Annotated in this window: 26 protein-coding genes; 19 read left to right on the top strand and 7 right to left on the bottom strand. The window is 60.1% G+C overall.

The features are described from left to right. Positions 1-392: 392 nt before the first annotated feature. The 7 genes from AC6I6H_RS02540 to AC6I6H_RS02510 all read left to right on the top strand — a co-directional run bounded on the left by AC6I6H_RS02540 (position 393) and on the right by AC6I6H_RS02510 (position 5,495). On the top strand, positions 393-698 hold the full coding sequence (locus AC6I6H_RS02540; protein ID WP_497950733.1) for a LiaF transmembrane domain-containing protein: 306 nt from the start codon (positions 393-395) through the stop codon (positions 696-698). Positions 699-730: 32 nt separating this feature from the next. Further along, on the top strand, positions 731-1,621 hold the full coding sequence (locus AC6I6H_RS02535; RefSeq protein ID WP_497950731.1) for a PspA/IM30 family protein: 891 nt from the start codon (positions 731-733) through the stop codon (positions 1,619-1,621). 29 nt (positions 1,622-1,650) lie between these two features. Beyond that, positions 1,651-2,184, top strand: coding sequence for a PspC domain-containing protein (locus tag AC6I6H_RS02530; RefSeq protein WP_497950729.1), 534 nt, complete (start codon positions 1,651-1,653; stop codon positions 2,182-2,184). 2 nt (positions 2,185-2,186) lie between these two features. After that, entirely contained in the window at positions 2,187-2,882 is a 696-nt protein-coding gene (locus AC6I6H_RS02525) for a PspA/IM30 family protein (protein WP_497950727.1), read from the top strand. 133 nt (positions 2,883-3,015) lie between these two features. Then, positions 3,016-3,678: a cell wall-active antibiotics response protein LiaF gene (gene liaF / locus AC6I6H_RS02520; RefSeq protein ID WP_497950725.1), complete on the top strand. Its 663-nt coding sequence runs from the start codon at positions 3,016-3,018 to the stop codon at positions 3,676-3,678. Between the two features lie 46 nt (positions 3,679-3,724). After that, positions 3,725-4,777, top strand: a complete 1,053-nt coding sequence (locus tag AC6I6H_RS02515) for a HAMP domain-containing sensor histidine kinase (protein WP_497950845.1) — start codon at positions 3,725-3,727, stop codon at positions 4,775-4,777. 73 nt (positions 4,778-4,850) lie between these two features. Next, positions 4,851-5,495, top strand: coding sequence for a response regulator (locus tag AC6I6H_RS02510; protein ID WP_497950842.1), 645 nt, complete (start codon positions 4,851-4,853; stop codon positions 5,493-5,495). Between the two features lie 101 nt (positions 5,496-5,596). On the opposite strand, the gene AC6I6H_RS02505 is transcribed toward AC6I6H_RS02510, so the two are convergent. Then, a complete protein-coding gene (locus tag AC6I6H_RS02505) occupies positions 5,597-6,250 on the bottom strand; it encodes an SdpI family protein (RefSeq protein WP_497950723.1) in 654 nt (217 codons plus the stop codon). After that, on the bottom strand, positions 6,247-6,579 hold the full coding sequence (locus tag AC6I6H_RS02500) for an autorepressor SdpR family transcription factor (RefSeq protein WP_497950721.1): 333 nt from the start codon (positions 6,577-6,579) through the stop codon (positions 6,247-6,249). The genes AC6I6H_RS02505 and AC6I6H_RS02500 overlap by 4 nt, the downstream gene beginning before the upstream one ends. A 259-nt stretch (positions 6,580-6,838) precedes the next feature. Here AC6I6H_RS02500 and AC6I6H_RS02495 point away from each other — a divergent pair, with 259 nt between their 5' ends. The 7 genes from AC6I6H_RS02495 (at position 6,839) to AC6I6H_RS02465 (ending at position 15,636) form a co-directional block, all read left to right on the top strand. Continuing rightward, positions 6,839-7,942 (top strand): FUSC family protein, encoded by a 1,104-nt coding sequence (locus AC6I6H_RS02495; RefSeq protein WP_497950718.1) that lies wholly within the window; start codon positions 6,839-6,841, stop codon positions 7,940-7,942. Then, the gene (locus tag AC6I6H_RS02490) at positions 7,939-8,700 is read left to right on the top strand and encodes a phosphatase PAP2 family protein (RefSeq protein ID WP_497950715.1); all 762 of its coding nucleotides are present in this window, start codon (positions 7,939-7,941) and stop codon (positions 8,698-8,700) included. Before AC6I6H_RS02495 ends, AC6I6H_RS02490 begins: the two co-directional genes overlap by 4 nt. A 108-nt stretch (positions 8,701-8,808) precedes the next feature. After that, on the top strand, positions 8,809-10,365 hold the full coding sequence (gene zwf / locus AC6I6H_RS02485) for a glucose-6-phosphate dehydrogenase (RefSeq protein WP_497950711.1): 1,557 nt from the start codon (positions 8,809-8,811) through the stop codon (positions 10,363-10,365). A gap of 171 nt (positions 10,366-10,536) precedes the next feature. Further along, complete coding sequence (locus tag AC6I6H_RS02480; RefSeq protein ID WP_497950710.1) at positions 10,537-11,787, top strand: sn-glycerol-1-phosphate dehydrogenase; 1,251 nt, start codon at positions 10,537-10,539, stop codon at positions 11,785-11,787. A 71-nt stretch (positions 11,788-11,858) separates the two neighbouring features. After that, positions 11,859-13,451, top strand: coding sequence for a peptide chain release factor 3 (locus AC6I6H_RS02475; RefSeq protein WP_497950708.1), 1,593 nt, complete (start codon positions 11,859-11,861; stop codon positions 13,449-13,451). A 243-nt stretch (positions 13,452-13,694) separates the two neighbouring features. Continuing rightward, a complete protein-coding gene (locus tag AC6I6H_RS02470; protein ID WP_497950707.1) occupies positions 13,695-14,885 on the top strand; it encodes a glycosyltransferase family 4 protein in 1,191 nt (396 codons plus the stop codon). Beyond that, entirely contained in the window at positions 14,830-15,636 is an 807-nt protein-coding gene (locus AC6I6H_RS02465) for a YheC/YheD family protein (protein ID WP_497950706.1), read from the top strand. Before AC6I6H_RS02470 ends, AC6I6H_RS02465 begins: the two co-directional genes overlap by 56 nt. 1,108 nt (positions 15,637-16,744) lie before the next feature. On the opposite strand, the gene sspI is transcribed toward AC6I6H_RS02465, so the two are convergent. Beyond that, a complete protein-coding gene (gene sspI / locus AC6I6H_RS02460) occupies positions 16,745-16,996 on the bottom strand; it encodes a small acid-soluble spore protein SspI (RefSeq protein ID WP_497950703.1) in 252 nt (83 codons plus the stop codon). 153 nt (positions 16,997-17,149) lie between these two features. On the opposite strand from sspI, the gene AC6I6H_RS02455 reads away from it, so the two are divergent. From AC6I6H_RS02455 to yunB, 4 genes are all read left to right on the top strand, one after another. Continuing rightward, positions 17,150-17,809, top strand: a complete 660-nt coding sequence (locus tag AC6I6H_RS02455) for a potassium channel family protein (RefSeq protein ID WP_497950700.1) — start codon at positions 17,150-17,152, stop codon at positions 17,807-17,809. 10 nt (positions 17,810-17,819) lie between these two features. Beyond that, a complete protein-coding gene (locus AC6I6H_RS02450) occupies positions 17,820-18,611 on the top strand; it encodes a TrmH family RNA methyltransferase (protein WP_497950839.1) in 792 nt (263 codons plus the stop codon). Positions 18,612-18,741: 130 nt separating this feature from the next. After that, a complete protein-coding gene (locus tag AC6I6H_RS02445) occupies positions 18,742-19,854 on the top strand; it encodes a YcjF family protein (RefSeq protein ID WP_497950696.1) in 1,113 nt (370 codons plus the stop codon). Between the two features lie 116 nt (positions 19,855-19,970). Further along, positions 19,971-20,816 (top strand): sporulation protein YunB, encoded by an 846-nt coding sequence (gene yunB / locus AC6I6H_RS02440; protein WP_497950691.1) that lies wholly within the window; start codon positions 19,971-19,973, stop codon positions 20,814-20,816. 22 nt (positions 20,817-20,838) lie between these two features. Here yunB and AC6I6H_RS02435 read toward each other — a convergent pair whose 3' ends face one another. The 3 genes from AC6I6H_RS02435 to AC6I6H_RS02425 all read right to left on the bottom strand — a co-directional run bounded on the left by AC6I6H_RS02435 (position 20,839) and on the right by AC6I6H_RS02425 (position 22,738). Further along, complete coding sequence (locus tag AC6I6H_RS02435) at positions 20,839-21,873, bottom strand: M23 family metallopeptidase (protein WP_497950686.1); 1,035 nt, start codon at positions 21,871-21,873, stop codon at positions 20,839-20,841. Positions 21,874-21,941: 68 nt separating this feature from the next. Further along, a complete protein-coding gene (locus AC6I6H_RS02430; RefSeq protein WP_497950684.1) occupies positions 21,942-22,142 on the bottom strand; it encodes a hypothetical protein in 201 nt (66 codons plus the stop codon). Positions 22,143-22,243: 101 nt separating this feature from the next. Further along, entirely contained in the window at positions 22,244-22,738 is a 495-nt protein-coding gene (locus AC6I6H_RS02425; RefSeq protein WP_497950682.1) for a GNAT family N-acetyltransferase, read from the bottom strand. Between the two features lie 204 nt (positions 22,739-22,942). Between AC6I6H_RS02425 and AC6I6H_RS02420 the strand changes: the two genes are divergently transcribed. Then, positions 22,943-23,758, top strand: coding sequence for a YutD family protein (locus tag AC6I6H_RS02420; protein ID WP_497950680.1), 816 nt, complete (start codon positions 22,943-22,945; stop codon positions 23,756-23,758). A gap of 81 nt (positions 23,759-23,839) precedes the next feature. Here AC6I6H_RS02420 and AC6I6H_RS02415 read toward each other — a convergent pair whose 3' ends face one another. After that, on the bottom strand, positions 23,840-24,652 hold the full coding sequence (locus AC6I6H_RS02415; RefSeq protein ID WP_497950677.1) for an NAD kinase: 813 nt from the start codon (positions 24,650-24,652) through the stop codon (positions 23,840-23,842). Between the last annotated feature and the right edge of the window lie 152 nt (positions 24,653-24,804).

Raw genomic sequence — 24,804 nt, 5'->3', positions numbered from 1 at the left:
CTCCGGCAGTCCGCAACCGCTCGCATGGCCGCTACCGCCGCTCTGCCCGCTCCGGCAGTCCGCAACCGCTCGCATGGCCGCTACCGCCGCTCTGCCCGCTCCGGCAGTCCGCAACCGCTCGCTTGGCCGCTACCCGCCGCATGCCCTTGCCGCCCTGCGGCTGCCCCGCTTCCTTATCGCAGCCCGCGGCCGTTCCCCCTTCCGGCACCTTTTCTTGGCCTGACCGTATGCGCCAAACCCGTAGCCGGGCGGGCTTCCGAGCCTCCGATGGGCTCGTCCCCCGACCTTGGTCCAGTGCCGAAAACCGACGCGGGTCCGTTTTGGCCGGACCCCGATTCACCTAAAATAAAGACATGAACAAGAGACACACACGAAAGGCGGTGAAACAAGAGATGAAATTAAAGGGCAATCACACGCTGGCTTTGATCCTGATCGGTTGCGGCGTCCTGATTCTGTTCGGAAGGTTCGCTCCTCTCCACGGGTTGTTCAGCTGGCTGGCCAGCATCTTGATCGCGGCGGCGTTCCTCTTCTTCGGATACATTGGCATCAAAAACGGAAAGAAGTTAATCGGAGCGGTCCTCCTTGGGATCGGCGCGATCATGCTCCTCGGCAAACTGATGCCGATCCTCGTGCTGATCGCAGCCATCGCCATGATCGGCTACGGCATCACGCTTATCGGCAAACGAAACGTCTACTAAACGGCCACTAATTCGAAGATGGAGTTGAGAGCATGAGCATCTGGAACCGGATGAGGGATATTACCGTTGCAACGCTCAACGACCGGCTGGAACAGTCGGAAGATCCCGTCCGCCTGATCGATGGATACCTTAGCTCCTTGAGGGAGCAAATCCGGGAATCGGAACGGCTGCACGCCCAATGCGCCGCGCATGTCGGTTCCGTCCGCCAGCAGTATCTGGCGGCCCGGCAGATGAAAGAAAAACGCGAAGAGCAGGCGATGCTGGCCCTGAGAGCCGGGGAAGACGAAATTGCCCGCATGGCCCTTCAGGATAAAATTCAGCACGAAGAGAAAGCTTCCCAATACGGGTCGCTTTACGAAGAAGGCAAGCAGGCGCTGGCCGATCTGGAGGAGCAAATCCGCCAGCTCCGGTCCGACTTCGACGAAGTCGCCGCCAAGCGGAGCTATTACCAGGCCCGCATGGAATCGCTCCGCCTCCAGCGGAGAATGAACGAGCGGATGACGAACCTGCCCGGCGGACCGACGCCGCGGGCGTTCCAGCGCCTCGACGAACGGCTGTCCGATCTGGAGCTGGAATCCCGGACGCTGCGCGAGGTGCGGCGTTCCACCTCCGGCGACTACGGCGCCTACGCCTTTGCCGGTGCCGTGCAGGACAAAATCGATTACGAAATGGAGCGTCTGCGGCTGAAGCTGGAAAACAAGCTGGAGCAGAAGCGCGACAAGTTCGAAGAGAAATGGGAAGAAAAGCGCGCCGAGATGGAAGAGAAGCTGGATGAGAAAAAGCGCGAGCTGAACGACAAGTGGGAAAAGAAACAAACCGAGCTGAACGAGAAGCAAGACGAGAAACGCGTCCGCCTCGAAGAAAAGCTGGAAGAGCAAATCGCCAAGCTGAACCGTATCGAAAAAAACGGTGAGAAGCCTTGAACGCTGAAGAAGGAAGGTTGGGAAGAACCATGAGCAAACTGTACCGGTCCCGCAGGGACAAGAAGGTGACCGGGCTGTGCGGCGGATTGGCGGAATACCTCAATGTGGACGCCACGCTGCTGCGGGTGATCGTCGTGATCACCGCCATCTTCTCCACGGTCTTTCCCGTCATTCTGATCTACATCATCGCCAGCCTGGTGATCCCGAAGGATCCTGCATACGAGCCTCCGCTGCATTACGGCGGTTCCCACCGGGACCCCTTCGATCCCGGCTACCGGCCGACCGGCGGACACGGCGGCGGTTATCCGGGCGGACAAAACGGCTACGGAAACGGGTTCCCGGGCGGACAGAGCGGTCATGGAGCCCCTTACTACGGCCCCCGCGGCGCAAGCGGTCCTTCCAATTACCGCCCGGCGGGCGAAGAAATGCCGAAGCCGCCGCAGGCCGCGCCGGTTCGCGACGAATTGGATGAGATGATGAAGGAAGTCGAGAAGAAAGCCCTCCGCAAAGAAATTGAAGACCTTCGCGCCAAATTGGCCCAATACGAAAAAGGAGATGTTTAATCATGGGAGTATTTTCGAGAATCAAGGACATGACCCGCGCTTCGATCAACGAGGTGCTCGATAAAGTAGAAGATCCGATCGTTATGCTGAACCAATATCTGCGTGACATGGAAGAAGAAATCGCCCAGGCGGAGGTTACCGTCGCCAAGCAGATTGCCAGCGAGCGCAAGCTTCAGCAGCAGCTCAAGGAAGCCGAGAAGCTGGTTGCCGACCGCGAAGCCCAAGCGGTAGCCGCCATGAAGAACGGCCAGGAAGCTTCGGCCCGCCACGCTCTGGAAGAAAAGCTGTATTACGAGCAAAAGCTGACCGACTACACGAACCTGCACGCCCAGGCCAAGGCGCAAGCCGAGGATATCCTGAAGCAGCTTCATGAAATGAAAGACGAGTTCTACAAAATGCGCAACAAGCGCAATGAGCTGATCTCCCGCGCCCAACTGGCGAACGCCAAGAAGAAAATGTCCGAAGTCACCAGCAACGTTACGCTGGGCGGAGGCACGGCGGCGCGCGGCTTCCAGCGCATGGAAGAAAAGATCATCGAGATGGAAGTACAGGCGGAGGTCTCCCGCATGCCGTACTCGCCGGGCGGCCTTACTTCGGGCAGCTTCAACGCCGCCGACGCCGCCAAGCGCGAGCGGGTGGAAGAGCAGCTGAAACGCTTGAAGGAGCAGCTCGGAACGGACACGAAGTCCGAACAGTAAAGAAGGCTTTTACGGTCTGACCCATTTATGATATGCTAGTCGGGATATAAGCCATAGGGCGGGATTCAAGCCTCTATGGCTTTTTCCCGGATCAACACCCGGCCCTGAGGGCCAGCCCGCCAGGAGGTGCGACATGGACCAACCGAATCGAAACCGGCAGAGAAATACGTATTTTGTCCTGATCGCGGCGGGCGTGTTTATATTGCTCGAGCAAGTGCTGGGGATCTGGAAGCTGGTCGGTCTCTTGCTGATTCTTTACGGCTTGTATGGAATCCGCAGCAAACCGGATGACAAAAAAGGCTACCTGTGGGTGGGCGCCGGCGCGTTCTTTATCGCGGGCGGGCCGTTTGCGATCATTGTCAGCGTGGTTCTGATTTCCATGGGCCTTTTTTATAAAAAGTCGAAGGACCTGCACCGGGACGGGAATTACACCCACCGGCAAAGCTTTATCGGCAGCATCCGCTACGACAAGGAACCCTGGGTGCTGCGCGACATGAGCATCTGGCACGCGGTCGGGGAAATGCGGTTCGACTTCTCCCTGGCGATCCAGGAGGAGAAGGAAGTCACCGTCATTCTGCAGGGCATGGTCGGCAACCTGAACGTGGTCGTGCCCGAGGACATGGCGCTTTCCGTAGAGGGCACCGTGTACGCGGGAGAGCTGCGCGTCGCCGGCTCGCGCCGGGACGGCATCGTCAACAAGGTGTTTTGGCAGTCTCCGGGCTACGAGCAGTCGGAATCGAAAGTGAAACTCATCGCCTCCTATCTCGTAGGAGAAGTAAACATTAAAGTGCTTTGACCAAAAGCCGAAAGGAGAGGGAAGCGTGAACCGACGATTGACCGGAATGGTGTGGCGAAGCGTGGCCGAGTCTGTCTTGGTCAGCTTCCTTCTTTTCGGCGTGGTGGTCTATTTTCTTTATACATACGGCTACATCAGTCCGATTACCCGCTGGGAGCCCGCCGTTCGCGTCAGCTTGCTTCTGGTGGCAACGGTAGGCGGGATCGGGCTTTTTTACGGCTACTGGAACGGAACGCGGACGGCCCGCAGGCTGGAGCAGCTCCGGGAGGTCATGCTCCTGCTGGAAAAGGGCAACCTTTCCCGCGCGGTGCCGCCGCTCGGGGAAGACGAGATCGGCCGGCTCGGCGAGCAGCTGAACCGCATCGGCCAGAAGTGGGAGGAGCAGGTTTCCTCTTTGCAGCGGCTTTCCAACAACAACGCCCAGCTGGCGGAAAAGGCCCGCTACTCGGCCATCATGGAGGAGCGGCAGCGGCTGGCAAGGGACCTGCACGACGCGGTCAGCCAGCAGCTGTTCGCCATTTCGATGACGGCGACGGCGGTCGGGCGGACGTTTGACAAGGACATCGATAAAGCTTCGCGGCAGATTCACCTGATAGAGGAAATGGCTTCGGTCGCCCAATCGGAGATGCGGGCGCTGCTGCTCCATCTGCGCCCCGTGCATCTGGAAGGCAAGCGGCTGGCGCAGGGACTCCGCGACCTGATCCGCGAGCTGCAGGCCAAGGTACAGGTCGACATCACGCTGGAGATGGACGAAGAGCTGCAGCTGCAAAAAGGCATCGAGGACCATTTGTTCCGGATCGTGCAGGAGGGGCTGTCCAATGCGCTCCGGCATTCCAAGGCGACCAAGATGGAAATCCGGCTGCTCACCACCGGAGACGGCATAAGACTGACGATCCGCGACAACGGCGTCGGGTTCGTGCTCGACGAGAACAAGCACGCGTCGTACGGGCTGGTTTCGATCCGGGAACGCGCGAGCGAGCTGGGCGGCTCGCTGAACATCGTGACCGCGCCGGACAAGGGCACGCGGCTGGAAATCCGCATTCCGCTAACCATGGAAACGAAAGGGGACGAGCCGATTGGGCAGCAAGGGGGACAATGACGCGATGGACAACAGAGAACTTCCGGCCGGCATGCCGGAGGAAGACGGCTGCTCCGGCGGAGCGGATGTAGAGATGGACGCGCCGATCAAGGTACTGCTGGTGGACGATCACGAAATGGTGCGCATCGGTCTTGCCGCTGTGCTCAGCACCGAGGACGGCATCGAGGTGGTCGGCGAAGCGGGGAACGGCCGGGAGGGCATCCGCCTGGCGCGGGAATACAAGCCGGACGTGGTGCTGATGGACCTGCTGATGGACGGCATGAACGGGATCGAAACGACCCGGGAAGTCATGGGCATCTGCCCGGACTGCAAGGTGATCGTGCTGACGAGCTACCTCGACGATGAAATGATGTACCCGGTCATCGAAGCGGGCGCGTTCAGCTATCTGCTGAAGACGTCCCGGGCGAATGAAATCGCCGATGCGATCCGCTCGGCCGCAGCCGGACGGCCGATCATCGAGGCGCAGGTCGCCTCGAAGATGATGAACCGGTTCCGCCAGCCGAAGCGCGAGGCCGCGCCTCACGACGAGCTGACGGAGCGGGAAATGGAAGTGCTGCTTCTGATCGCCGCCGGGAAATCGAACCAGGAGGTGGCCGACGAGCTGTTCATCGGAATCAAGACGGTGAAGTTCCACGTCACCAACATCCTGGCGAAGCTGGGCGTGGAGGACCGCACGCAGGCGGCCATCTACGCGATCAAGCAGGGCTTGGTGGAATAGGCAAAAGCGGCCGGGGCGCGGCCGCTTTTTTTGCGGGATTAAAGGAATCGCCTTGCGGATGTGCCGCATAAAGTGATGGGCATGCAGCGGGCGAAGCGCTGCTACCGGCTGAGACGCCGGTGGACCACCCAGGAGTAGACGAGAGGGAAGACCAGCAGAAGCACAAACGATACGATAAGCGGGATGAGAGCCCACTTTGCGCCAATAAAACCCGACGCAATAACAATGAGGCCGGCAATGACCCAAACCGGTCCGGCGGCGCGGTGGGTCTTCCGCCATACCTCGGGGTTGTTCAGCGTCCAGGGCGTGCGGATGCCGATCAGATAGTTGTCGCGGATCTGCGGCATGTAATTTCCGAGAACCACAAACAGAAAACCGAGCATCAGGAAGGCGATGCGGTTGACAGGCAGCTCGCGGTCAAGGCCGACCAGCACTGTGGTGACCAGCATAAAGTTCAACATGATGGCGATGGCGAGGCGGATGGTATCGAACGCTTTTTCAAAAAGCGGGTAATTCATGTTCTTCGGGTCCATCCGGCGGCTGTATTTCATCAGCAAGGGGATGATGATTCCGAGCCCCCCGATCATTCCGAGCAAAGAGCCCTTGCCTTGATAGCGGTTGACCGAGCCGTCAAACCCGAATTGGGCCGGCAGCTGATCCGGCAGCTTGTTGTAGTTCAGCAGGGCGAAGCCAAGGGACAGCAGGCCCACCGCCACGATGACCGTATCCTGCCACTTCCAATTGATTTTGTTCATTTCGTATCCTCTCCTTTGTCATCCCGATGCGGGGCTCCGCCTTCGGACGGCGTTTCTTCTTCCGCGCCGCCCTGGGCGCCGGTCAATTCGAGAAACCACCCGATGACTTCCTCCAGCACGGTGGTGTTCAGCGAATACCGGATGAATTGCCCTTCGCGCACATCCTGCACAAGCCCGGCGTGCTTCAGGGTGTTTAAATGGTGGGAAATGCTTGGCTTGCTCATTTGAAAAAAATCCGCGATCTCCCCGGCGTTCATATCCCGCTCCCGCAGCAGACGGATGATCCTGCGGCGGGTGGGATCGGCGAGGGCCTTAAACGATTCGTTCATCGGCACCCGTTCCTTTCCTATATTTAAACGATTACCTAAATATTAAAATACCTGCGTTCTGCTGTCAAGAGGCTGCCGCGGCCGTTTTGACCGGAAGCCGGCTCATTCGGTACAATAGAAGAACTGGCAAAAGGAGGTTTCCGATTGAAGTTCGTCCCGCTGGCGGTCGTTGCCGCCGTTATTGTGATCAGCGTCATTTTCATGCGAATGATGGGTAAGAAGTACAAAAAGTAATTTCCGCTGGAGGGATGACCCCTAGATGAATTTTGGGGCGAGAGTTTTTAAAACCGGAATCGCCGTGGCGCTGTCCATTTACGTCAGTACGCTGCTTAAGCTTAACGCGCCCACGATCGCCGCGGTCGCTGCGGTTTTTGCCATGCAGCCGTCTATTTACCGGTCCTGGCGTTATTTCTGGGATCAGCTGCAAACCAATACGCTCGGCGCCACCATTGCGATGCTGGCCCTATATTTTTTTCAGAACGATCCGATCGCGGTCGGTCTTGTTTGCATTGTGGTCATTATGCTATGCCTGAAAATGAAGATGGAGGAAACCCTGGGGCTGACACTGGTCACCGTGATCGCTGTCATGGAGGCGCCGGGCGGACAGCTGGATTTTGCGCTGAACCGCTTTTTCCTGAGCTGCATCGGGATTTTGTGCGCCTTTGTGGTCAATCTGCTGGTCGCGCCGCCGAATCCGCAAAGGCAGTATTTAACCCAGATCAAAAGCGTTTTTGGCCAAATGTCCCTTTTGCTGCGCACCCTGATCTCCAACGAAATGAAGGAAAGCGTGTTTCAGGACGAAAAACGAAAGCTGGAGGGGGCCGTCAAATCCCTTTCCGGGAAATATACGCTGTTTGAGGAAGAGCAGAAGAAGCTCAAGCGGCCGACACTGAACTCGTCCAAGCAGCTTGTCGTATACAAGCAGATGCTGGCGGCTCTGAACCGCGGGACGGATGTGCTGGAGACGACGGAGCAGCACTATTACCAGACCGGACGGCCGGAGGGAACAGATGCCGCCGTCGACGGGCATCTGGAGAAGCTGATCAAGCACCATGAGCTTGTGCTGCTCAAGTTTGAAAACAAAATCAAACGCGAAGCGTTCGACGACTTCGGCATCGAGGAAGAAAACGAGCGGTTTATCTGCCGCATGCTGGAGGTGGCCGGAGGCTTGGGAGGCGGCGGAGAGTGCGGACCCGGCGAGGAAGATTCGCGCGCCCGGCTCGCGGTGGTTGCGTCGGCTGTTTATGATTACGGGTTTCAGGTTGAGCGGCTGGACCGGCTGGTCGAGCAGTATTTGCGGGCGGCGGAGGATCGCCCGGCCTCCGATTCGGTTCTGAGCCGGATCCGGAGGTGGTTTCAGTGAACCGGAACAAGCGCTCCGGGCCGTCCTTTCCGGAGGATACCGGCCGGCCGGAACGCCCGGCCGGTTCCGGGGGCGGACGGAAGCCGGGCGAAGCGGAGCCGGCCTTGCGCCGGCCCTTGAAGCCGCTTGCTGCCGGCTGGCTGGGGGCGGCGTGCTGCGCCGTTTTCTTCGCGCTTCTGGCCGGCGCGCTGCGGGCCGAGCGGCTGACCGGCTTCGACCGCGCGGTGGCCGAAGCGGTTCGTTCCGTCCGCAGCCCCGGTTTAACGCAGCTCGCCGTCGCCGTCACCGAGCTGGGCTCCTTCCCGTTCCAGGCGGTCCTGACGGCGGCGGTGTCGCTGCTGCTCATACTCCGCCTCCGGAAAGTGCGGCAGGCGGTCTTTCTATGGATCGCGTTCGGCGGCGTCTGGATCTTGAACGAGGGGCTCAAGGCTTTCTTCGGGCGGCTTCGCCCGGACGGAGACGTATTGATCCCCATTCACGGGTACAGCTTTCCGAGCGGCCATGCGATGAGCTCGGCCGTCGTCTACGGCATGGCGGCTTACCTGCTCGGGCACGCCTTCCGCAGGGGCAGCCGGGCGGCCCGCGCAGCCCCCGCTGCCGGGGCTCTGCTGATTCTGTTGATCGGACTGAGCCGCATTTATTTAAACGTGCACTTTGCCAGCGATGTGCTGGCCGGCTACGCGGCGGGGGCGGTTTGGCTCGCGGCCTGCACGGCCGGCTGGCGCCGGTTGAACCGGGACGGCCCAAGGGCCGGCTGACCTCCCGGCGCCGGTTCCTCACTTCGCATGGCATGTGTCCGTCCCATATGCTAAACTGGAAAGACAACGCCGGACCCAAGCGATATTTTACATAAAAGGATGATGAAGATGAGCGAATTCAAGAAGGAAGCCGTCCGCTCGGAGGGCGCCGTATTCGTATTGTTCGGCGCAACCGGGGATCTGGCCAGCCGCAAGCTCTTCCCCGCCATTTACAGCCTGTACCGCGAAGGCAAGCTGACGGACAAATTCGCCGTCATCGGCGTCGCCCGGCGTCCGAAAACCCGCGAGCAGTTCCGGGACGATCTGCTCCGCTCGATTCGCGAATTCGCCCGGTACAAAACCCTTCCGGACGACCCGGACTGGGCGGGCTTCGCCGAGCACTTTGAATACCTGTCTCTCGATACGAACGACACGGACGGTTACGTCAAGCTGAACGAAATCGCCGTGGAGATGGAAAACAAGTTCGGCATCGCCGGGAACCGCCTGTTCTATCTGGCGCTGGCGCCGAACCTGTTCGGCAGCGTCGCGCGCAACCTGGAGGCCGGCGGCCTGCTGCAAAGCGAAGGCTGGCACCGCCTCGTGATCGAGAAGCCGTTCGGCTTCGACCTTCCGTCCGCGACGAAGCTGAACCAGGAAATCCGGGAAGTGTTTGAGGAAGAGGAAATATACCGGATCGACCATTACCTCGGCAAGGAAATGGTCCAGAACATCAACGTGATCCGGTTTGCCAACGCGATATTCGAGCCGCTCTGGAACAACCGCCACATCGCCAACATTCAGATCACGCTGAGCGAGACGGTCGGCGTCGAGGAACGAGGCGGGTACTACGACCATTCCGGCGCGCTGCGCGATATGGGGCAAAACCATGCGCTGCAGATGGTCGCCATGATGGCGATGGAGGCTCCGAGCCGGCTTCATCCGGAGGACATCCGCGACGAGAAGGTGAAGGTGCTGCGCTCGCTGCGCGGCTTCGCTTCCCCGGAGGAAGTGCGCCGGAACGTGGTCCGCGGCCAGTACGCAGAGGGGGAAATGAACGGCAGCCCCAAGCCGGCCTATCGGCAGGAGGACAACGTGAATCCGGAGTCGACCACGGAAACGTATTTTGCGGCCAAGCTGTTTGTGGACAACTTCCGCTGGGCGGGCGTTCCTTTTTACGTCCGCACGGGCAAACGCCTGCCGGCCAAAACGACCGAGGTCGTGGTCGAATTCAAGAAAATCCCGGACAACGTGTACCTGGCCAAGAACCAGAAGCTGCTGCCGGACCTGCTGGTCTTCCGGGTTTCTCCCCTGGAGGGCATCTACCTGAAAATCAACGCGATGCAGCCGGGCTCGGAAGGAACCGTTGTTCCGATCGCGATGGACTTCTGCCAAAGCTGCCAGATCGGCCTCAACACGCCGGAGGCGTACGAACGCTTGCTGTATGATGCGGTGCGCGGGGATTCCACGCACTTCACGCGCTGGGACGAAGTGGCGCTCGCCTGGCAGTTCGTCGACCGAATCGCCGCCGCCTGGGGGGAAAGCTCCGAGGATTTGAGCTTGTACCCGGCGGGAAGCTGGGGCCCGAAGGAAGCGACGGAGCTGCTGGCGGAGGACGGCTTCCACTGGTGGCCGGTCAGCGGGCAGGACGAAAGCGACGTAATCTGGGTGGCGGCGACGCCAACCTGACGGCGGGCGTGAGCCGGGGCGTTAAAACCCGAGACCGGGAGCGTACGGTCATTTGGGGGAATAACAAGCGGCGGCATTGGTCCGCCGCTCGACAAGCCGGGGCGGCGTTTGCCGCCCGCCGGCTTTTTTTGGGATGCTGGAGCGGAACGAAACGCTGGAGGGGGAACGGAAATGGAACTGAAGCAGTGGACGGAGGAAGTCAACGAACGGGCGGCGGTATGCGCCTGCGGCAACCCGCATCACCGGATTCGTTTGGACGGCGCGATCGAAAGCGGCGCGCTCCGCAAGATCGGGCCTTATTTGCTGGGCTGTGAGCTAAAGCACGCGACGGTGGTAGCCGACCGGAACACCTGGGGCGCGGCGGGCGGGCTGCTGGTCGGCGAGCTTGCCGCGCACGGCATCTATGCGGATTGGGTGATGCTGACGGAGAACGCGGCGGGCGACATTGCCGCCGATGAAGCGTCCCTGGTGGAGGTGCTGCTGGGCACACGGAACGAAAGCCGGGTGCTGATCGCCCTGGGCAGCGGCACGATCCATGATATCGTCCGCTTCGTATCGGCCAAGACGGGCCGTCCGTTTGTTTCCGTTCCGACGGCGGCTTCGGTGGACGGCTTTGTGTCGGCCGGCGCGCCGCTGATCCTCCGCGGCATGAAAAAAACGATCCAGACTGCCGCTCCGGCCGCGATGTTTGCCGATCTGGATATTCTCTGCCAGGCGCCCCGCGAGATGACGGCGGCGGGCTTTGCCGACATGCTGGGCAAATTTACATCGCTGGCCGACTGGAAATTTTCACAGGCGCACGCCGGCGAGCCGTTCTGTCCGCTGGCTTACGAGCTGACCCGGGACGCCCTCGACGCTTGCGTTTCCCAGGCTGACGGGATTGCGGAAGGCACTTCGGAGGGGATCGGTCTGCTGATGGAGGCCCTGACCGTGTCCGGCCTCTCGATGCAAATGATCGACCACTCCCGTCCCGCCTCCGGCGGCGAGCACCATTTGTCGCATATGTGGGAGATGGCGCTCCTCCGGGAAGGCCGTCCGGCCATTCTGCACGGAGCCAAAGTGGGGGTGGCCTGCATCATCATGACGGGCTTGTACCGCGAGCTCGCCAAGCTGGCGGACGACCCTTCCCACAGTCGAGACCTGCGGGTGTTCGCAGGGCTTCCGTCGCCCGAGCGGGTAGCGGACCTGCTTGCCCTGGTGGGCGGACCCGTTTCCATCGGGGAGCTTGGCCTTTCCCGCGAGCTCACGGACGAATGCCTGCGGACCGCCCACACCATCCGCGACCGGATGACCGGGTTGAAGTACCGCAACGAGCACAACCTGCAAATTTCCTTGTCCGCCGGATTGGAGGAAAGCGCAAAAGCCGCTATAATAAATGAGATACAAAGGCAACGGCCCAAAAACGGAGGGAATCCCGTGTAATAAGCGCAATCCGACCCAGACGGCGAGTCAAGAACCCGTCCGCATGACGGAAAAGAAAGGATTCAAGCGAAATGACAACGAAATTGAGTCAAGAGCTGACGGCCGAGGTGGCCAAACGGCGCACCTTCGCCATCATCTCCCACCCCGACGCCGGCAAAACGACCCTGACGGAGAAGCTGCTTCTGTTCGGGGGCGCAATCCGCGAAGCGGGTACGGTCAAAGGGCGCAAAGCCAGCCGCCACGCCACCTCCGACTGGATGGAAATCGAGAAGCAGCGGGGGATTTCGGTAACCTCCAGCGTGCTTCAATTCGACTATAAAGGCCGCCGGGTCAACATTCTGGACACCCCGGGCCACCAGGACTTCAGCGAAGACACTTACCGCACCCTGACGGCCGCCGACTGCGCGGTTATGATCATCGACTCCGCGAAGGGCGTGGAGGCCCAGACCAAAAAGCTGTTCCAGGTCTGCAGCAAACGCGGCATTCCGATCTTTACCTTTATCAACAAAATGGACCGTGAAGGCCGCGACCCGTTTGAGCTCCTGGAGGAGCTCGAAGAGGTGCTCGGCATCCGCTCCTACCCGATGAACTGGCCGATCGGCTCGGGCAAGCAGTTCAGCGGCGTATACGACCGGGAGAAAAACCGGGTTGAGCTGTTCCAGGGCGGCGGCGGCGAGCATGTCAATGTCGAGGTGCGAGACGTCGGCGGCTACTCCGATCCGCTCGTGAAGGAAATCGCGGGCGATTTCCTGTACCAAAAGCTGCAGGAGGACCTGGAACTGCTGGACGTCGCGGGCGATCCGTTCGACATGGACAAAGTAAACGGCGGGCAGCTGACGCCGGTTTTCTTCGGGAGCGCCATCAACAACTTCGGCGTGCAGACCTTCCTGGAAAACTTCCTGGAGCTGGCCCCGCTTCCCGCCGCCCGCAGAGTGGGCGACGGGGAGGAAATCGAGCCTTCCCGCGAAGCTTTCTCCGGCTATATTTTTAAAATTCAAGCCAACATGAATCCCGCGCACCGGGACCGGGTCGCTTTCCTGCGAATCGTTTCCGGCAAATTCGAACGGGGCATGTCGGTCCGGCACGTTCGGGTGCACAAGGACATCAAGCTGTCCCAGCCGCAGCAGTTTCTCGCCCAGGACCGTGACATCGTGGAGCACGCGTACCCGGGGGATATCATCGGCTTGTTTGACCCGGGCATCTTCCGCATCGGGGACACGCTGTGCCAGGGCGGGGAAATCGAATTCGACGAGCTGCCGACGTTCTCCCCGGAAATGTTCAGCAAAGTGACGATCAAAAATGCATTGAAGCACAAGCAGTACCAGAAGGGACTGGACCAGCTCACGGAGGAAGGCACCATTCAAGTGTTCCGCACCGTCAGCTTTGACGATGTTCTTCTGGGCGTCGTCGGGCAGCTTCAATTTGAAGTGTTCGAGTACCGGATGAAAAACGAGTACGGTGTCGATGTTCAGCTTCAGCGGATGACGTACCAGTTCGCCCGCTGGCTGACCGGAGGCGAAGTGGACCCGTCGAAATTCCGGATCAACTCGACCCTGGTGAGGGACAAGAAGGACAATTTCGTCGCCTTGTTCGAGAACGAGTACGCCCTGCGCACCGCCATGGAAAAGATGCCGGACATCCGTTTCCTGGAGACCGCTCCCTGACCGGAGCCAAATTAAAAAGGCCGGGTCTTGCCCGGCAACCGCTTAAAGCCTTAAACGGACGGAGTTCCCGTCCATCTTTCCCCCGCCGAATATGTTCGGCGGGTTTTTTGTTTTCCCGGAAGCACGGAGCCGGCGGGCGTGCATACAATTCCCGGGTCGCTCCACGCAAGCCCTTTCCTTCGCAGGGTGCGCTCATACACTGATGCTAAGCGGGTACCGGATTGTCCCGAAAGGAGGGTGAACATGCGGATTCTGATGATTGCGCCCGGCCCGATTCCCGTTCCTCCCCCGCGCGGCGGTTCCGTGGAAATCGCCATGACCGCCGTCGCCCGGCAGTTGGCCAAAAAGCACGACGTGGTTGTCGCCGGCCGATTGTTTCCGGGGCAGAAGACCAAGCTGGAGGAAGGGCGCCTGACGTTCGAACGCGTGCGGGTCGCGCCGGGCGCATCGTACATCCGCGCGGTGCTGCAGCATTTTCGCGGGCAGCCGTTTGACCGGATTCAGGTCGACAACCGGCCGGCCTTTGTGCCCGCCGTGCGCCGGGCGTTTCCCGGCATTCCGGTTTCATTGTTTTTGCATTCGCTCACGTTTACGCCGCCCGGCGCCTTGACGGCCCGGCGGATGCGCTCCGCCGATTTGATTGTGGCCAACAGCGGCGCGCTGCGGCGAAGCCTGGCGGCGCGTTTCCCGTCATCCGCCAAACGGATCGTGTCCGTTTACCTCGGCGTCGATATCCATCGGTTCCGCCCGCTTGGGCCGGAGGAAAAGGCCCGGCACCGCAGGACGTACGGGATTGGGGACGAATACGTCGTTTTGTTTGCCGGTCGGGTAATCCCGCGCAAAGGGCTCGATGTGCTGATCAAGGCGGTGGCCCAGGCAAGGCGATCCGTTCCCCGGATGACGCTGGCCGTGGCCGGAAGCTCCGGCAAAACCGGCTATGGCGCCCGCATGGGCGCGCTTGCCAAAAGGCTGAACGTGCCGGTGCGGTTTCTCGGGCTGGTGCCCCATGGTGAAATACACCGCGCCTACCAGCTGGCGGATTGCTTCGCTTGCCCGTCGCAGAGGCATGAAGCGTTTGGCCTGGTCAATGTGGAGGCGATGGCCGCGGGGCTGCCCTGCGTCGCCTCATCCATTGGCGGCGTGCCCGAGATCGTTCAGAGCGGCCGGAACGGCTTCCTGATCCGCCGGTTCCGAAGCCCGGGTGCGTTCGCGCGCGCACTGGCGGAGCTTGGCCGCAGCCGGGAGCGCACGAAAGCGCTCGGCCTCGCTGCGCGGCTGGACACAATCCGGACCTTCGGCTGGGAAAAAACGGCCGTTTCGCTGGGCCGGGTGTACGGATGGGCGCGTCCGGAAGGAGAGGGGAAAGGAAGGGGTACGGTTGCGAAGGCATATTTCGAGCAAATGGAGGAAGACGGCGGCGCTTTTAAAGCATAAGGACCTGGCGCCGCTCGTTCCGCATACCGAAAAGCTGTCCAGAGCGGGACTCCTCCGCATGCTGGAAAGCTACGGTACGGTATACGTCAAGCCGGTTAGCGGCATGCACGGCAAAGGCGTCATGAAGGTGGAGATAGGAAAAGAAGGCGTTCAACCGTTTCGCTGCCATGCGGGCCTGACGGTAAAAGGATTCCCCGATTTTGACCGGCTCTACGCTTACCTGTATGGGAAAATCAACGGAAGGCCCTATCTGGTTCAAAAAGGCATTCGCCTGATTCGCTACCGAGGACGGCCGTTTGATCTTCGGGTGATGGCCCAGCGGAATTTGCAGGGTATCTGGCAAACCACCGCCATGATCGGCCGCGTCGCCCAAAAGGGAAAAGTGGTGACAAACTTCAACAGCGGCGGAACCTTGACACCGGTTGACCGGCTCCTGGCCGTTTATTTGCCGGATGGCGAGCGCCGGGCGTTTATACGCCGGCTGGAGGAGATCGGGGCCAAGACGGGACGCCAGATGAACCGGGAATTTCCCGGGGTGCTGCTGATCGGCCTGGACATCGGTTTGGACGCGGCGCTGCGCCCGTGGATTATCGAGGTGAACACAAGCCCGGACCCGTTTATCTTTCGCCGTTTGCCCGACAAAACGGTATTTCGGCGCGTCAAACGCTTTGCGGCCCGGTACGGCGGGCTAAGAGGCAAGAGTCAAAAAGTCCGGCGCAAAAAAGCCGTCCGTCCGATTCTCTTTATCTAGCCTTTAAAGAGAGGGTGTCCCCAAAGTCGCCTTTTGGGACACCTTTTTATCTTTGTTCCATGCCAAATGTCTTTTTGCCGGTGCCTGTGAAACCACCCCGGCTCCAACCTCCGGGCTCACTTGCTCAAGCCCCCCGAGCAGGGTTTGCCAGATCAGCCCCCCGGCTCGGGGAAACCGGCTGTTCGTAGAAGTAAAACACATTGTCTTACGCGCACAGTCTCCGGCTCCTTGCGAAGCTCAGCAACCGTGCACATAACTCCCTTAGCTGTACATAGTTTCCGGCATTACGCGTCCGGCAGCCCTTTGCCCGTGCAAAGCACCTTGCGCTACGCGCAGCTTTTTACCCCCTACGCAACTCCTTGCACTACTGGCTGTATGCGTTTTGAGCACAACACCGTCCCCGTACGCAGTTTTTTGGTCTGTGCGCAGCCTCCGACTCCGCGCGAAGCTAACCGGTGTCGAAAAGGCGTCGCCTGGCGGAATCGCCACATCTGGCGATTCTCCAGATTGGGGGCTATACTGCTGTACTTTAATGCAATGAATTGTTGCGAAAATACATTATTTCGTAGACGGAAAAGATGAAATTCAAGATAATGCTGCGTTTATGCAGGATTTATCGGCAATTTGACGGCATTTGGGCTATGAAACGTGAATTATCCTGCACAATCGCAGCATTTTCGGGATAAGGACCTCTTCGCTGGTGAAATGCTGCATTTTCGCAGGAAACGATGCTCCTGTATTGAGGGGGCCGACGCTGGGACCAAACGGAAGCAACGCCGACGCTGGGACCAAACGGAAGCAACGCCGACGCTGGGACCAAACGGAAGCAACGCCGACGCCGAACCGCTAGGAACCGGTTGCTATCATGGCGATTGAAGCCTAAAGACGCTTCTCATCCCGTCATTCCGCTTCAGATTCTCCCTGCCTGGTACGTGGCGTGTTCTCTTTCACTCCTATAATAAAAGCCCCCTCATTCCTCCAGGGAGCATTCCCTTCCCTTGCCTGCTGTTCGCCCATACAACGAGAAAAGAGGCTGCCCCAAGTCATCCGATGACTTTCGGGACAGCCTCTTGCTTGCTCGGCGGGATTCTTAAAGCGCGGCCGATATTCAGGAGGGGGGAGGAACGGCGCCCGCGCTTTCGTTCCCGGTATCGCCAAGACCGGCCTCCAGTGCCTCCACGATCCCCTTGCGAAGGTCTTCGTTTGCGTGGTTCCATATGCTTTCAAACAGGACGCCAAGCCCCGGCAGCGCCATGTCGTCGCCGCCGATGGAATCCTCGATCACTTCCCGCAGTTCTTCCTGCGTGCGGCCCTTGACCCGGGACAAGACCGCTTCGCGCAAGCTCATGACGATGCTCATAACCGACCTCCGGTTTTCTGGATTTCGCATTGCTTTCCGGGTTAGTATCCGCAGCGGGAACGGGCTTCATACCTCGGGCTGCCCCCGCTCGTATGGGATGCGGGAAGATTATGCTATAATGAAACGACTGAGGGTTACGGGAGGAAGAGCAACGTGAAGAAGCAATTTAGCGTCATTGGCATGGGACGCTTCGGCTCGGCGATCGCCCAGTCGCTGACCAAGCTCGGCTACGATGTGATGGCGGTCGACCCGGATGAAGGACGGGTGCAGGAAATCAGCCAGTCCGTCGCCCACGCGGTACAGGCCGACCCCACCGACGAAGAAGCGCTGCGGGCGCTCGGCATCCGCAATTTCGACGTGGTCATTGTGGCGATCGGACAAGACATCCAGTCTAGCATTTTGACCACCCTGATTCTCAAGGATCTGGGGGTCAAAACCTTGATTGTCAAAGCGCAGACCGAACTGCACGGCAAGGTGCTGAGCAAGATCGGAGCGGACAAGGTGATTTTTCCCGAGCGCGATATGGGCCAGCGCGTGGCGCACAGCCTGATCTCGCCCAATATACTCGATTTCATCGAGCTGTCCGACGACTACAGCATTGTGGAAATCAAGGCCACGCCGCAGATCGTCGGCCAAACCTTGCGAACGCTCGATATTCGGGCCAAGCACAATTGCAACGTAATGGGCATGAAGCGGCATGGCAAAATGAACATCGCCCCCCGCGCCGACGAAGTGATCAGCGGCGACGACATTCTGGTCGTGGTCGGACGCAACGACGACCTGATCCGGTTTGAAAAATTGTATTCGGAGTGAGCGCATGGCATTGGAAATCAGTTCTCCGCAAAACCCGAGAGTGAAGGAATGGAGCGAGCTTCTGACCAAAAAAGGCCGCGACCGGCAGGGAAAGCTGCTGCTGGAGGGCGTTCATCTGGCGGCGGAGGCGGTGCAATCGGGCATCCGCCTTTCCGCCGTGCTCTATTTGAAGGACAAAGGCATCCCGGCCGAGCTGGAGACGCTTCTTCCGGCTGAAACCGAGCGGATTGCCGTCAGTCCGGGGGTGCTCGCCAAGTGCACCGAGACGGAGACCCCCCAGGGCGTCGTGGCGGTCGCCGAGAAGCCGGAGCCGCCGGACGTGTCCCCGCTGGCCGGGCCCGGGGCGCTTGTCATTGCGGTGGACGGGCTCCAGGACCCGGGCAATCTCGGCACGATCATTCGCACCGCAGACGCGGTCGGAGCGGCCGGCGTTGTCGTCGGCAGGGGATCGGTCGATCCCTATAACCCCAAGACGGTCCGCTCAACAATGGGGTCTCTGTTTCACCTGCCGGTTGTCGAAGCGGAGCTGGTTCCCCTGCTGAAGCAGGCCGCCGGCGCGGGAGCGGCGATCTACACAACCGGCATGGCGGGCGGCCGCACCTGCTTCGAGACCGATCTTACCGGAACGACCTGGCTGGTGATCGGCAGCGAGGGAAAGGGCGTCTCGGCCGAGGTGCGCGCTGCCGTTCAGGCGGAAATCGCCATCCCGATGCCCGGCCGCTCCGAATCGCTGAATGCGGCCATGGCGGCCGGCGTGCTGCTTTATGAAGCACTGCGCCAGCGGATGTACGCAGCCAAGTAATCCGGTCGTACGAACCGCTGCGCCCCGCACCAAAACCGGAAATGCCGGGCAACCCCGGCGTTCGCCGGTTTTCTTCTTTTTCCGGTGTCGGATATAATAGATACAAGCCGAATGCTGGAGGTTTATGGGGATGAATGAGATGAAGGAGAACCTTTTCGAGGAAGTTTTGAATAAAACCAAAGAAGAGATCAAAAATCTTCCGCGGGCCAACATCATGATTATTGGCAAAACGGGAATCGGGAAAAGCACGCTGATTAATAACGTGTTCCGCGAGAACCTGGCGGAAACCGGTATCGGCAAGCCCGTGACCCAGCACCTTCGAAAAATTACCAAAGAAGGCGTTCCGGTCAGTCTCTACGATACGAAGGGGCTGGAGCTCAACGAAGCCGTTCAGGAAGAGATCAAGAAGGAAATAAAAGATAAAATCCAGGAGCTGTACACGTCGAAAGACGAAAAGGAATACATCCATGCGATCTGGTACTGCATCAATTCCAATTCCAACCGGATTGAAGAAGCGGAAATCGGCCTGATTCATGAGCTTTCCAAGGAAGTGCCGGTCATTCTCGTGCTGACCCAAAGCTTTGGGCCGAATGCCGCCGAATTCAAAAAAGCGCTGGATCAGATGAACCTGAACGTAAGCTTCATTCAGACGGTTCTGGCGGAACCGTATGTCATTACGCCGGACTATACCATTCCCTCCCACGGACTGATCGAGCTGGTCCGAAAAACGTATGAGGTTTTGCCGGAGGGAGTGCGCAAGGGTTTTATTAATGCCCAAAAAGTTGACATCGAAAAGAAAGTGCACGAAGCAACGGTTTGGGCAACCGGCTATATCGCGGGGTCGTTTGGCGCAGGCTTTGTTCCGGTTCCCTTTTCGGATGCCGCCGTCCTGGTGCCTTTGCAGGTGGGCATGCTTTCGCATATCACCGCAATTTTCGGGGTTTCACTCGATAAAGCTTTGCTGAGCAGCCTGGTGGCTTCGATCGGCGGATCGGGCGGGGCCACCTTCCTGGGCCGGTATATCGTCTCCAATTTGCTGAAACTCATTCCCGGAGTCGGCTCGGTGGTGGGAGGCTTCATCAGCGGGGGGACCGCTTCGATTCTAACAACGGCCTTGGCGTTGGCTTATATAAGGGTTATGGCATTTGTAGCGGAAAAAGAGTACAAAGGCGAGAGCGTCGATCCGAAAGCTATGGGCGAGATGCTGAAAAAATTTTACGAGGAAAAACTGAAGCGCAGCTAAAAACAGAGCAAAGGCAAAGCGCGGGAGATGCTCCTCCCGCCCGTCTTCTTTTCCCGGTTCCGGCCGCATAGGATTAAGGCAGGGAATCTCGGCCAAGGGCGCGGGGAGGGAAGGGCATGTTCAGACGCCGGTGGAAAAGCAGACGCACCCGGAAAATCAGCCGCAGGCGGATCTTCGGGGTGCTTTTTGTCGTCTTTCTCCTGTCGTTCATGCAGTCGTTTATCTTCGTGGAAAAAAATCTGCGTCCTCCCCTGATGAATCTGGCCAAAATCCGTTTGAAGCAGCTGGCTACCCAATCCATCAACGCGGCCATCAGCGACCGGATCGCGCAAAAAACCGATTTTGACCGGCTCATTGACTGGAAAACCGACAAGACCGGCAAAGTGACCGGTTTTATGCTGAACTATAACGAGCATATGAAAATTACGTCCGACACCATAAACCGGGTGCAGTCGCTTCTCTCGGACATGAAAAAAATGCCGGAGCATATTCCGCTCGGCATGGCGATGAACAGCGCGATCTTCGCTTCCTTCGGCCCCGACATTCCGATCCGCATGGAACCGGCGGGCGCCGTCAAGGTGGATTTGAACACCCGGTATCAGGACGCCGGAATCAACATGATTCTGGTGGAGGTATACATCCGGATCATCGCGGAGCTGACCATTATCATACCGTTTGACACCGAGCCCGAAATCGTCGAAACCGAGCTGCCGATTTCCTATCTGCTCGTTGTCGGCGATACTCCGATGTATTACTACGACAACAAGGGACAGCCGCTCGGCAACTCCGCTCCGCTGCCGCCGGGCATTACGCTGCCGAACGTGCAAACGTCTCCCGCCGCCGGCACACAGCCGGCCCAGGAGACGGAGGGGCAAGCGAACGGAAGCGGGGAGGCCGGAAACGCCGGCGAGCCTACGGACGCCGCCGGCGGTCCCGCAGCACCGGAAGACGAAAGCAAATAAGCTTGACCGGCTCGGGCGCAGTTCAGCGCTTCTTCCGCAGGGCCTTCCGTTCTTCCCGTTCCCAGCGCGACAAATAAGGATAAGGATCGAACGCCCATTCCGTTTTGCCTGCGTCCCGGTACAGCCCGAAATGCAGGTGAGGCGGAAACTTGCCGGAGGTGCCCGGCTTTCCGTAGCCGGAGCTGCCAACCCAGCCGATTACTTGCCCCGGCTTCACCGGCGCTCCGACCGCCAGGTCCTTGGCGAAGCCGGAGAGGTGAGCGTAATAGTGATAGACATTGTTCAGATCGCGGATGCCGACCCGCCATCCCCCGTAATTGTTCCAGCCTTTCACCTCGACAATGCCGTAGCAGGTGCTTCTGGCGGGGACCCCATAGCCGGCGAACAGATCGGTTCCTTCGTGGATGCGCCGTCCGCCCCAGCCCCGGCTGGCTCCCCAGGTGCTGCGGTACGTGTAGTTGGCCTGAAGGGGCAGCGGAAAGGCGTGCGCTGTCAGCTCCAGCGTTCCGAACTCGCGGTAGAGCATAGCAAACTGGCCGATCCGCTGCACGCCTTTTTTGCCAAAGCGCGATTCCAGACGGGACGGCCATTCGGCCGGTCCTGCGGCCAGCATGTCCTCCAGAAACGCAAACATCTGGTCCAGGTCGTTGGACCGGTCCGCCTGCCCGTCGCCCGAGCCGTCCCGTCCTTTTCCCCCGAACATGGCGATCCGCTTCGGATCCGTGTCGGTGCCGGCAGGATTCAAAAAGCCGCTCCATTCCGCCGCGGAAAAGCGTCCCGCCCGGTCGGGGTCGGCCCCTCGTTTTTTCAGGGCGTGGAGCGCCCGGTCGTATTGATCCGCCGCCGCCAGCTCATACCAGGGAAGGCCCGACAGGAGGCTGAACCGGTCCAGCAGGTCGCGGCGGTCGGGATAAGCGGGGCCATCGTCCGCAGGGTTGGCGGCGGGAGCCGCCAAAGCATGCGCCAGCTCAACGGTCAAATTGCCGGCGGTCAGCAGGGTCAGGCAAACCAACCCCGCCAGCGCGGTTTTTCCCAGACGGTGAAAATGGTTATTCAATGCGGTTCCTCCCATCCAAAAGCGGTTTTCCGTTTCCGATGGGATTAGGTTGTTCACGGTCTTTCATTTTATCCGTTCGGCGACCGAAAATTGCGGTAAGCGGCGGCGGATTTGCTGCGGCGCGATGCCCGGACTTTATCGAAACCGGTTACAAGCAAATAGACGAGCAAAAACAGCAGGGCGTTAAAAAGCAGGGGATAGTCGGTATGGAAGAGTGCGAAGGACAAACAGGCCAACAGGAGACAAGCCACTACAGATGAAAAGTTCACGGGCAACCCCTCCTTGTTTTTCCATATTTATTTGTAACCGGATTTGACAAGGATGAATATCTTCCTTGCGGCATAAAAAAACGGGAGCCCCGGGCTCCCGTTTACTTGTCCAAAAACAGCTGGTAAAACAAAACGTCGTGCCATACGCCGAACTTTTTGCCGACTTCCTTAAAGGTACCGATAAGTTCGAACCCGAAGGCTTCGTGCAGCTTGATGCTGGCTTCGTTGCCTTCCGTTACGCCGGAGATGACGGAATGATAGCCTTCCGCACGGCCCCGGTCCAGAATTTCCTGCGTCAGCCTCCGGCCGATGCCTTTGCCCTGGTGGTCCTTGTCCACGTAAACGGACAGCTCCACGGTCGGATCGTAAGCGGGCTTGACGCGGAACTGGGACAGGCAGCTGTACCCGGCAACCCGGCCCTCCCATAAAGCGACAAGCAGCGGGTATTTTCCGCCGTAATGGGAAAACCACTCCATGCGGTATTCCAGCGTCTGCGGTTCCAGGTCGAAGGTGGCCGCCGAGTTCAGCACGGAATGGTTGTAAATTCTCAAGATGTCGGGGACGTCGGCCGCCCGGGCCTCCCGAATGTCCAGCATGCTCATCACTCCTTGCCGCAGGTTCTCCGGAAACGGCGAAGCTGGCTTCCGGATTGACGGCGTATTGTTTTTCTTTTGCCCAGTATACTCCTCCCGGGCGCCGGTGCCAAGTAAACGCGAAAGTGGATTGTTCCGCTTTTCATGGTATAATACGGGGAGAAAATTGTCTGACCCGGAAGGCTCCGGGATGGGGGTGCCTGAAGCATGTTTCACGTTGGCGGCAATGTATATGAGCTGGTGAAAGAGAACCGGAACGGCTGGAACCTGGAAGCGTTCCGCAACCGGTACAGCGAAGTGCTCGACCGGTACGATTACGTCGTCGGGGACTGGGGCTACAGCCAGCTGCGGCTGAGAGGGTTTTTTAAGGAAGGCAATCCCCGCTCCAACAAGGAGACGACCATTGCCGGTCTTGAAGACTATATTAACGAGTACTGCAATTTTGGCTGCGCGTACTTTATTCTGGAAAAGGTCGGGCAAAGCGACCGGACCGACGCCGAGGAGATCGCGCGGCTGAGCGCGGCCGAGGCTGCCGATGCGGCGGAGGGAATCGCCGCAGCTGGCGACGAGCCCGCGGCCGCCTCCGTGCGCGCCGAGCGTGCGGAGACGCGCGGCGGGCGGCCGGAGGCATACAGCCGGGCCGAGCGCCCCGCGAAGCAGGGCCGGCCGGACCGGCGCGGCCGCGGCGAAGGCCAGGAACGCGGCGGCGCCTCGGGGCGGCCGGAGCGCGAAGCGGGCCGTCCGGCGGGCGGCGAGCGGTTCGGCAAGCCGGGCGGACGCGGCGGCCGCGGAGGCGAACGGGCCGAGCGGAGCGACCGCGCGGAACGCGGCGACCGGCCGGGCGGCGAGCGCCGCAGCCAGTCGCGGCGGCCGGGCGGCGAGAAGCTGTGGCCCGACCGGCCGAAAGGCGAAGGAGCGCGGCCCGACGGCGGAAACCGCCGCCAGCGCGGGGACGCGTCGGGCAGCGGAGAAGGCGGCGGCCGGCAGAAGCCTTCGCCGCCGCCGGGCCCCAACCGCTCTTAGAGCGCGGGGGGTGCCCTAGCTGCCGCCTCAACAAAACAGCCTTGTCCGGGAACGTTGTTCCGGACAAGGCTGTTTTTTGTGTTATTCGCCGGGCTCCTGACCGATAAAGGCACGCTGCACCCGGTTCCAGAACGGGTAAGGGCGGTACCGGGCGAACCGGATTTTGCGCGGGGATACGCTGACGCGCACCGCGCTAACATTGCTCCGCTGGAAGCTCAAATGGTCCAGCGACAGAAAAAGCGGCTTGTCCGCCTGCGGATAAATGTCGCAGTGATGATGCTTCGGCAGGATGAGCGGGGAACCCACCGTCCGGAACACCCGATTGTTGATGGAGGCGATTTCCGTAACCTGAAAGCATTCGATGGACGGGTGAATCAGCGCGCCGCCCAGGCTTTTGTTGTAGGCGGTGCTGCCGGACGGGCTGGAGACGCAGATGCCGTCGCCCCGGAACATTTCAAAAATGACATCGTTAACGTTCACCTGGGCAACCATGGTTTCCGCCACGCCTTTGATCGTAAACTCGTTCAGGGCCAGCCGCGTTTCAGTTCCCTCCGCCGAATGAATCTCGATCTCCAGCAGCGGGTACTGCACGATGCGCTCCGACGCTTCTCCGGCTGGGGCGGCCATGACGCGGGCCATCGTTTCCAGCTCTTCGGGGCGCCAGTCGGCAAAAAAGCCGAGCCGCCCGGTGTGCAGGCCCACAAATGCAATCTCCTCCAGCTTGTGCTGGTAACGGTGAAACGCTTCGAGCATGGTGCCGTCGCCGCCTATGGACAGGACGGTGTCCGGATTTTTCTCATCCAGAACCAGATTGTGGCTCTCCGCAAGCCGATGGAACGTTTCGTGCAGCCGGACGGATGTTTCATCGCCTCGGTTGATCACAAAGTACTTCAAACCGATTCCTCCTTGTCGTCAAAGGGAAGCCGCCTGCGGCGCGCTTCCGCCTTTCCGGTCCGCACGGCCGGCTGCGGTCCTGCTGCCATGGCTGCGCGTCCGCTCACAGGCCCGCCGCCCGTCCGGCCGCGAAGCCGGACGGGCGGGGAAGG

It is taken from the genome of Gorillibacterium sp. sgz306347 (assembly GCF_059735245.1).
The sequence above is the reverse complement of the archived record's forward strand: the minus strand, read 5'-3'. Positions and strand labels throughout refer to the sequence as shown.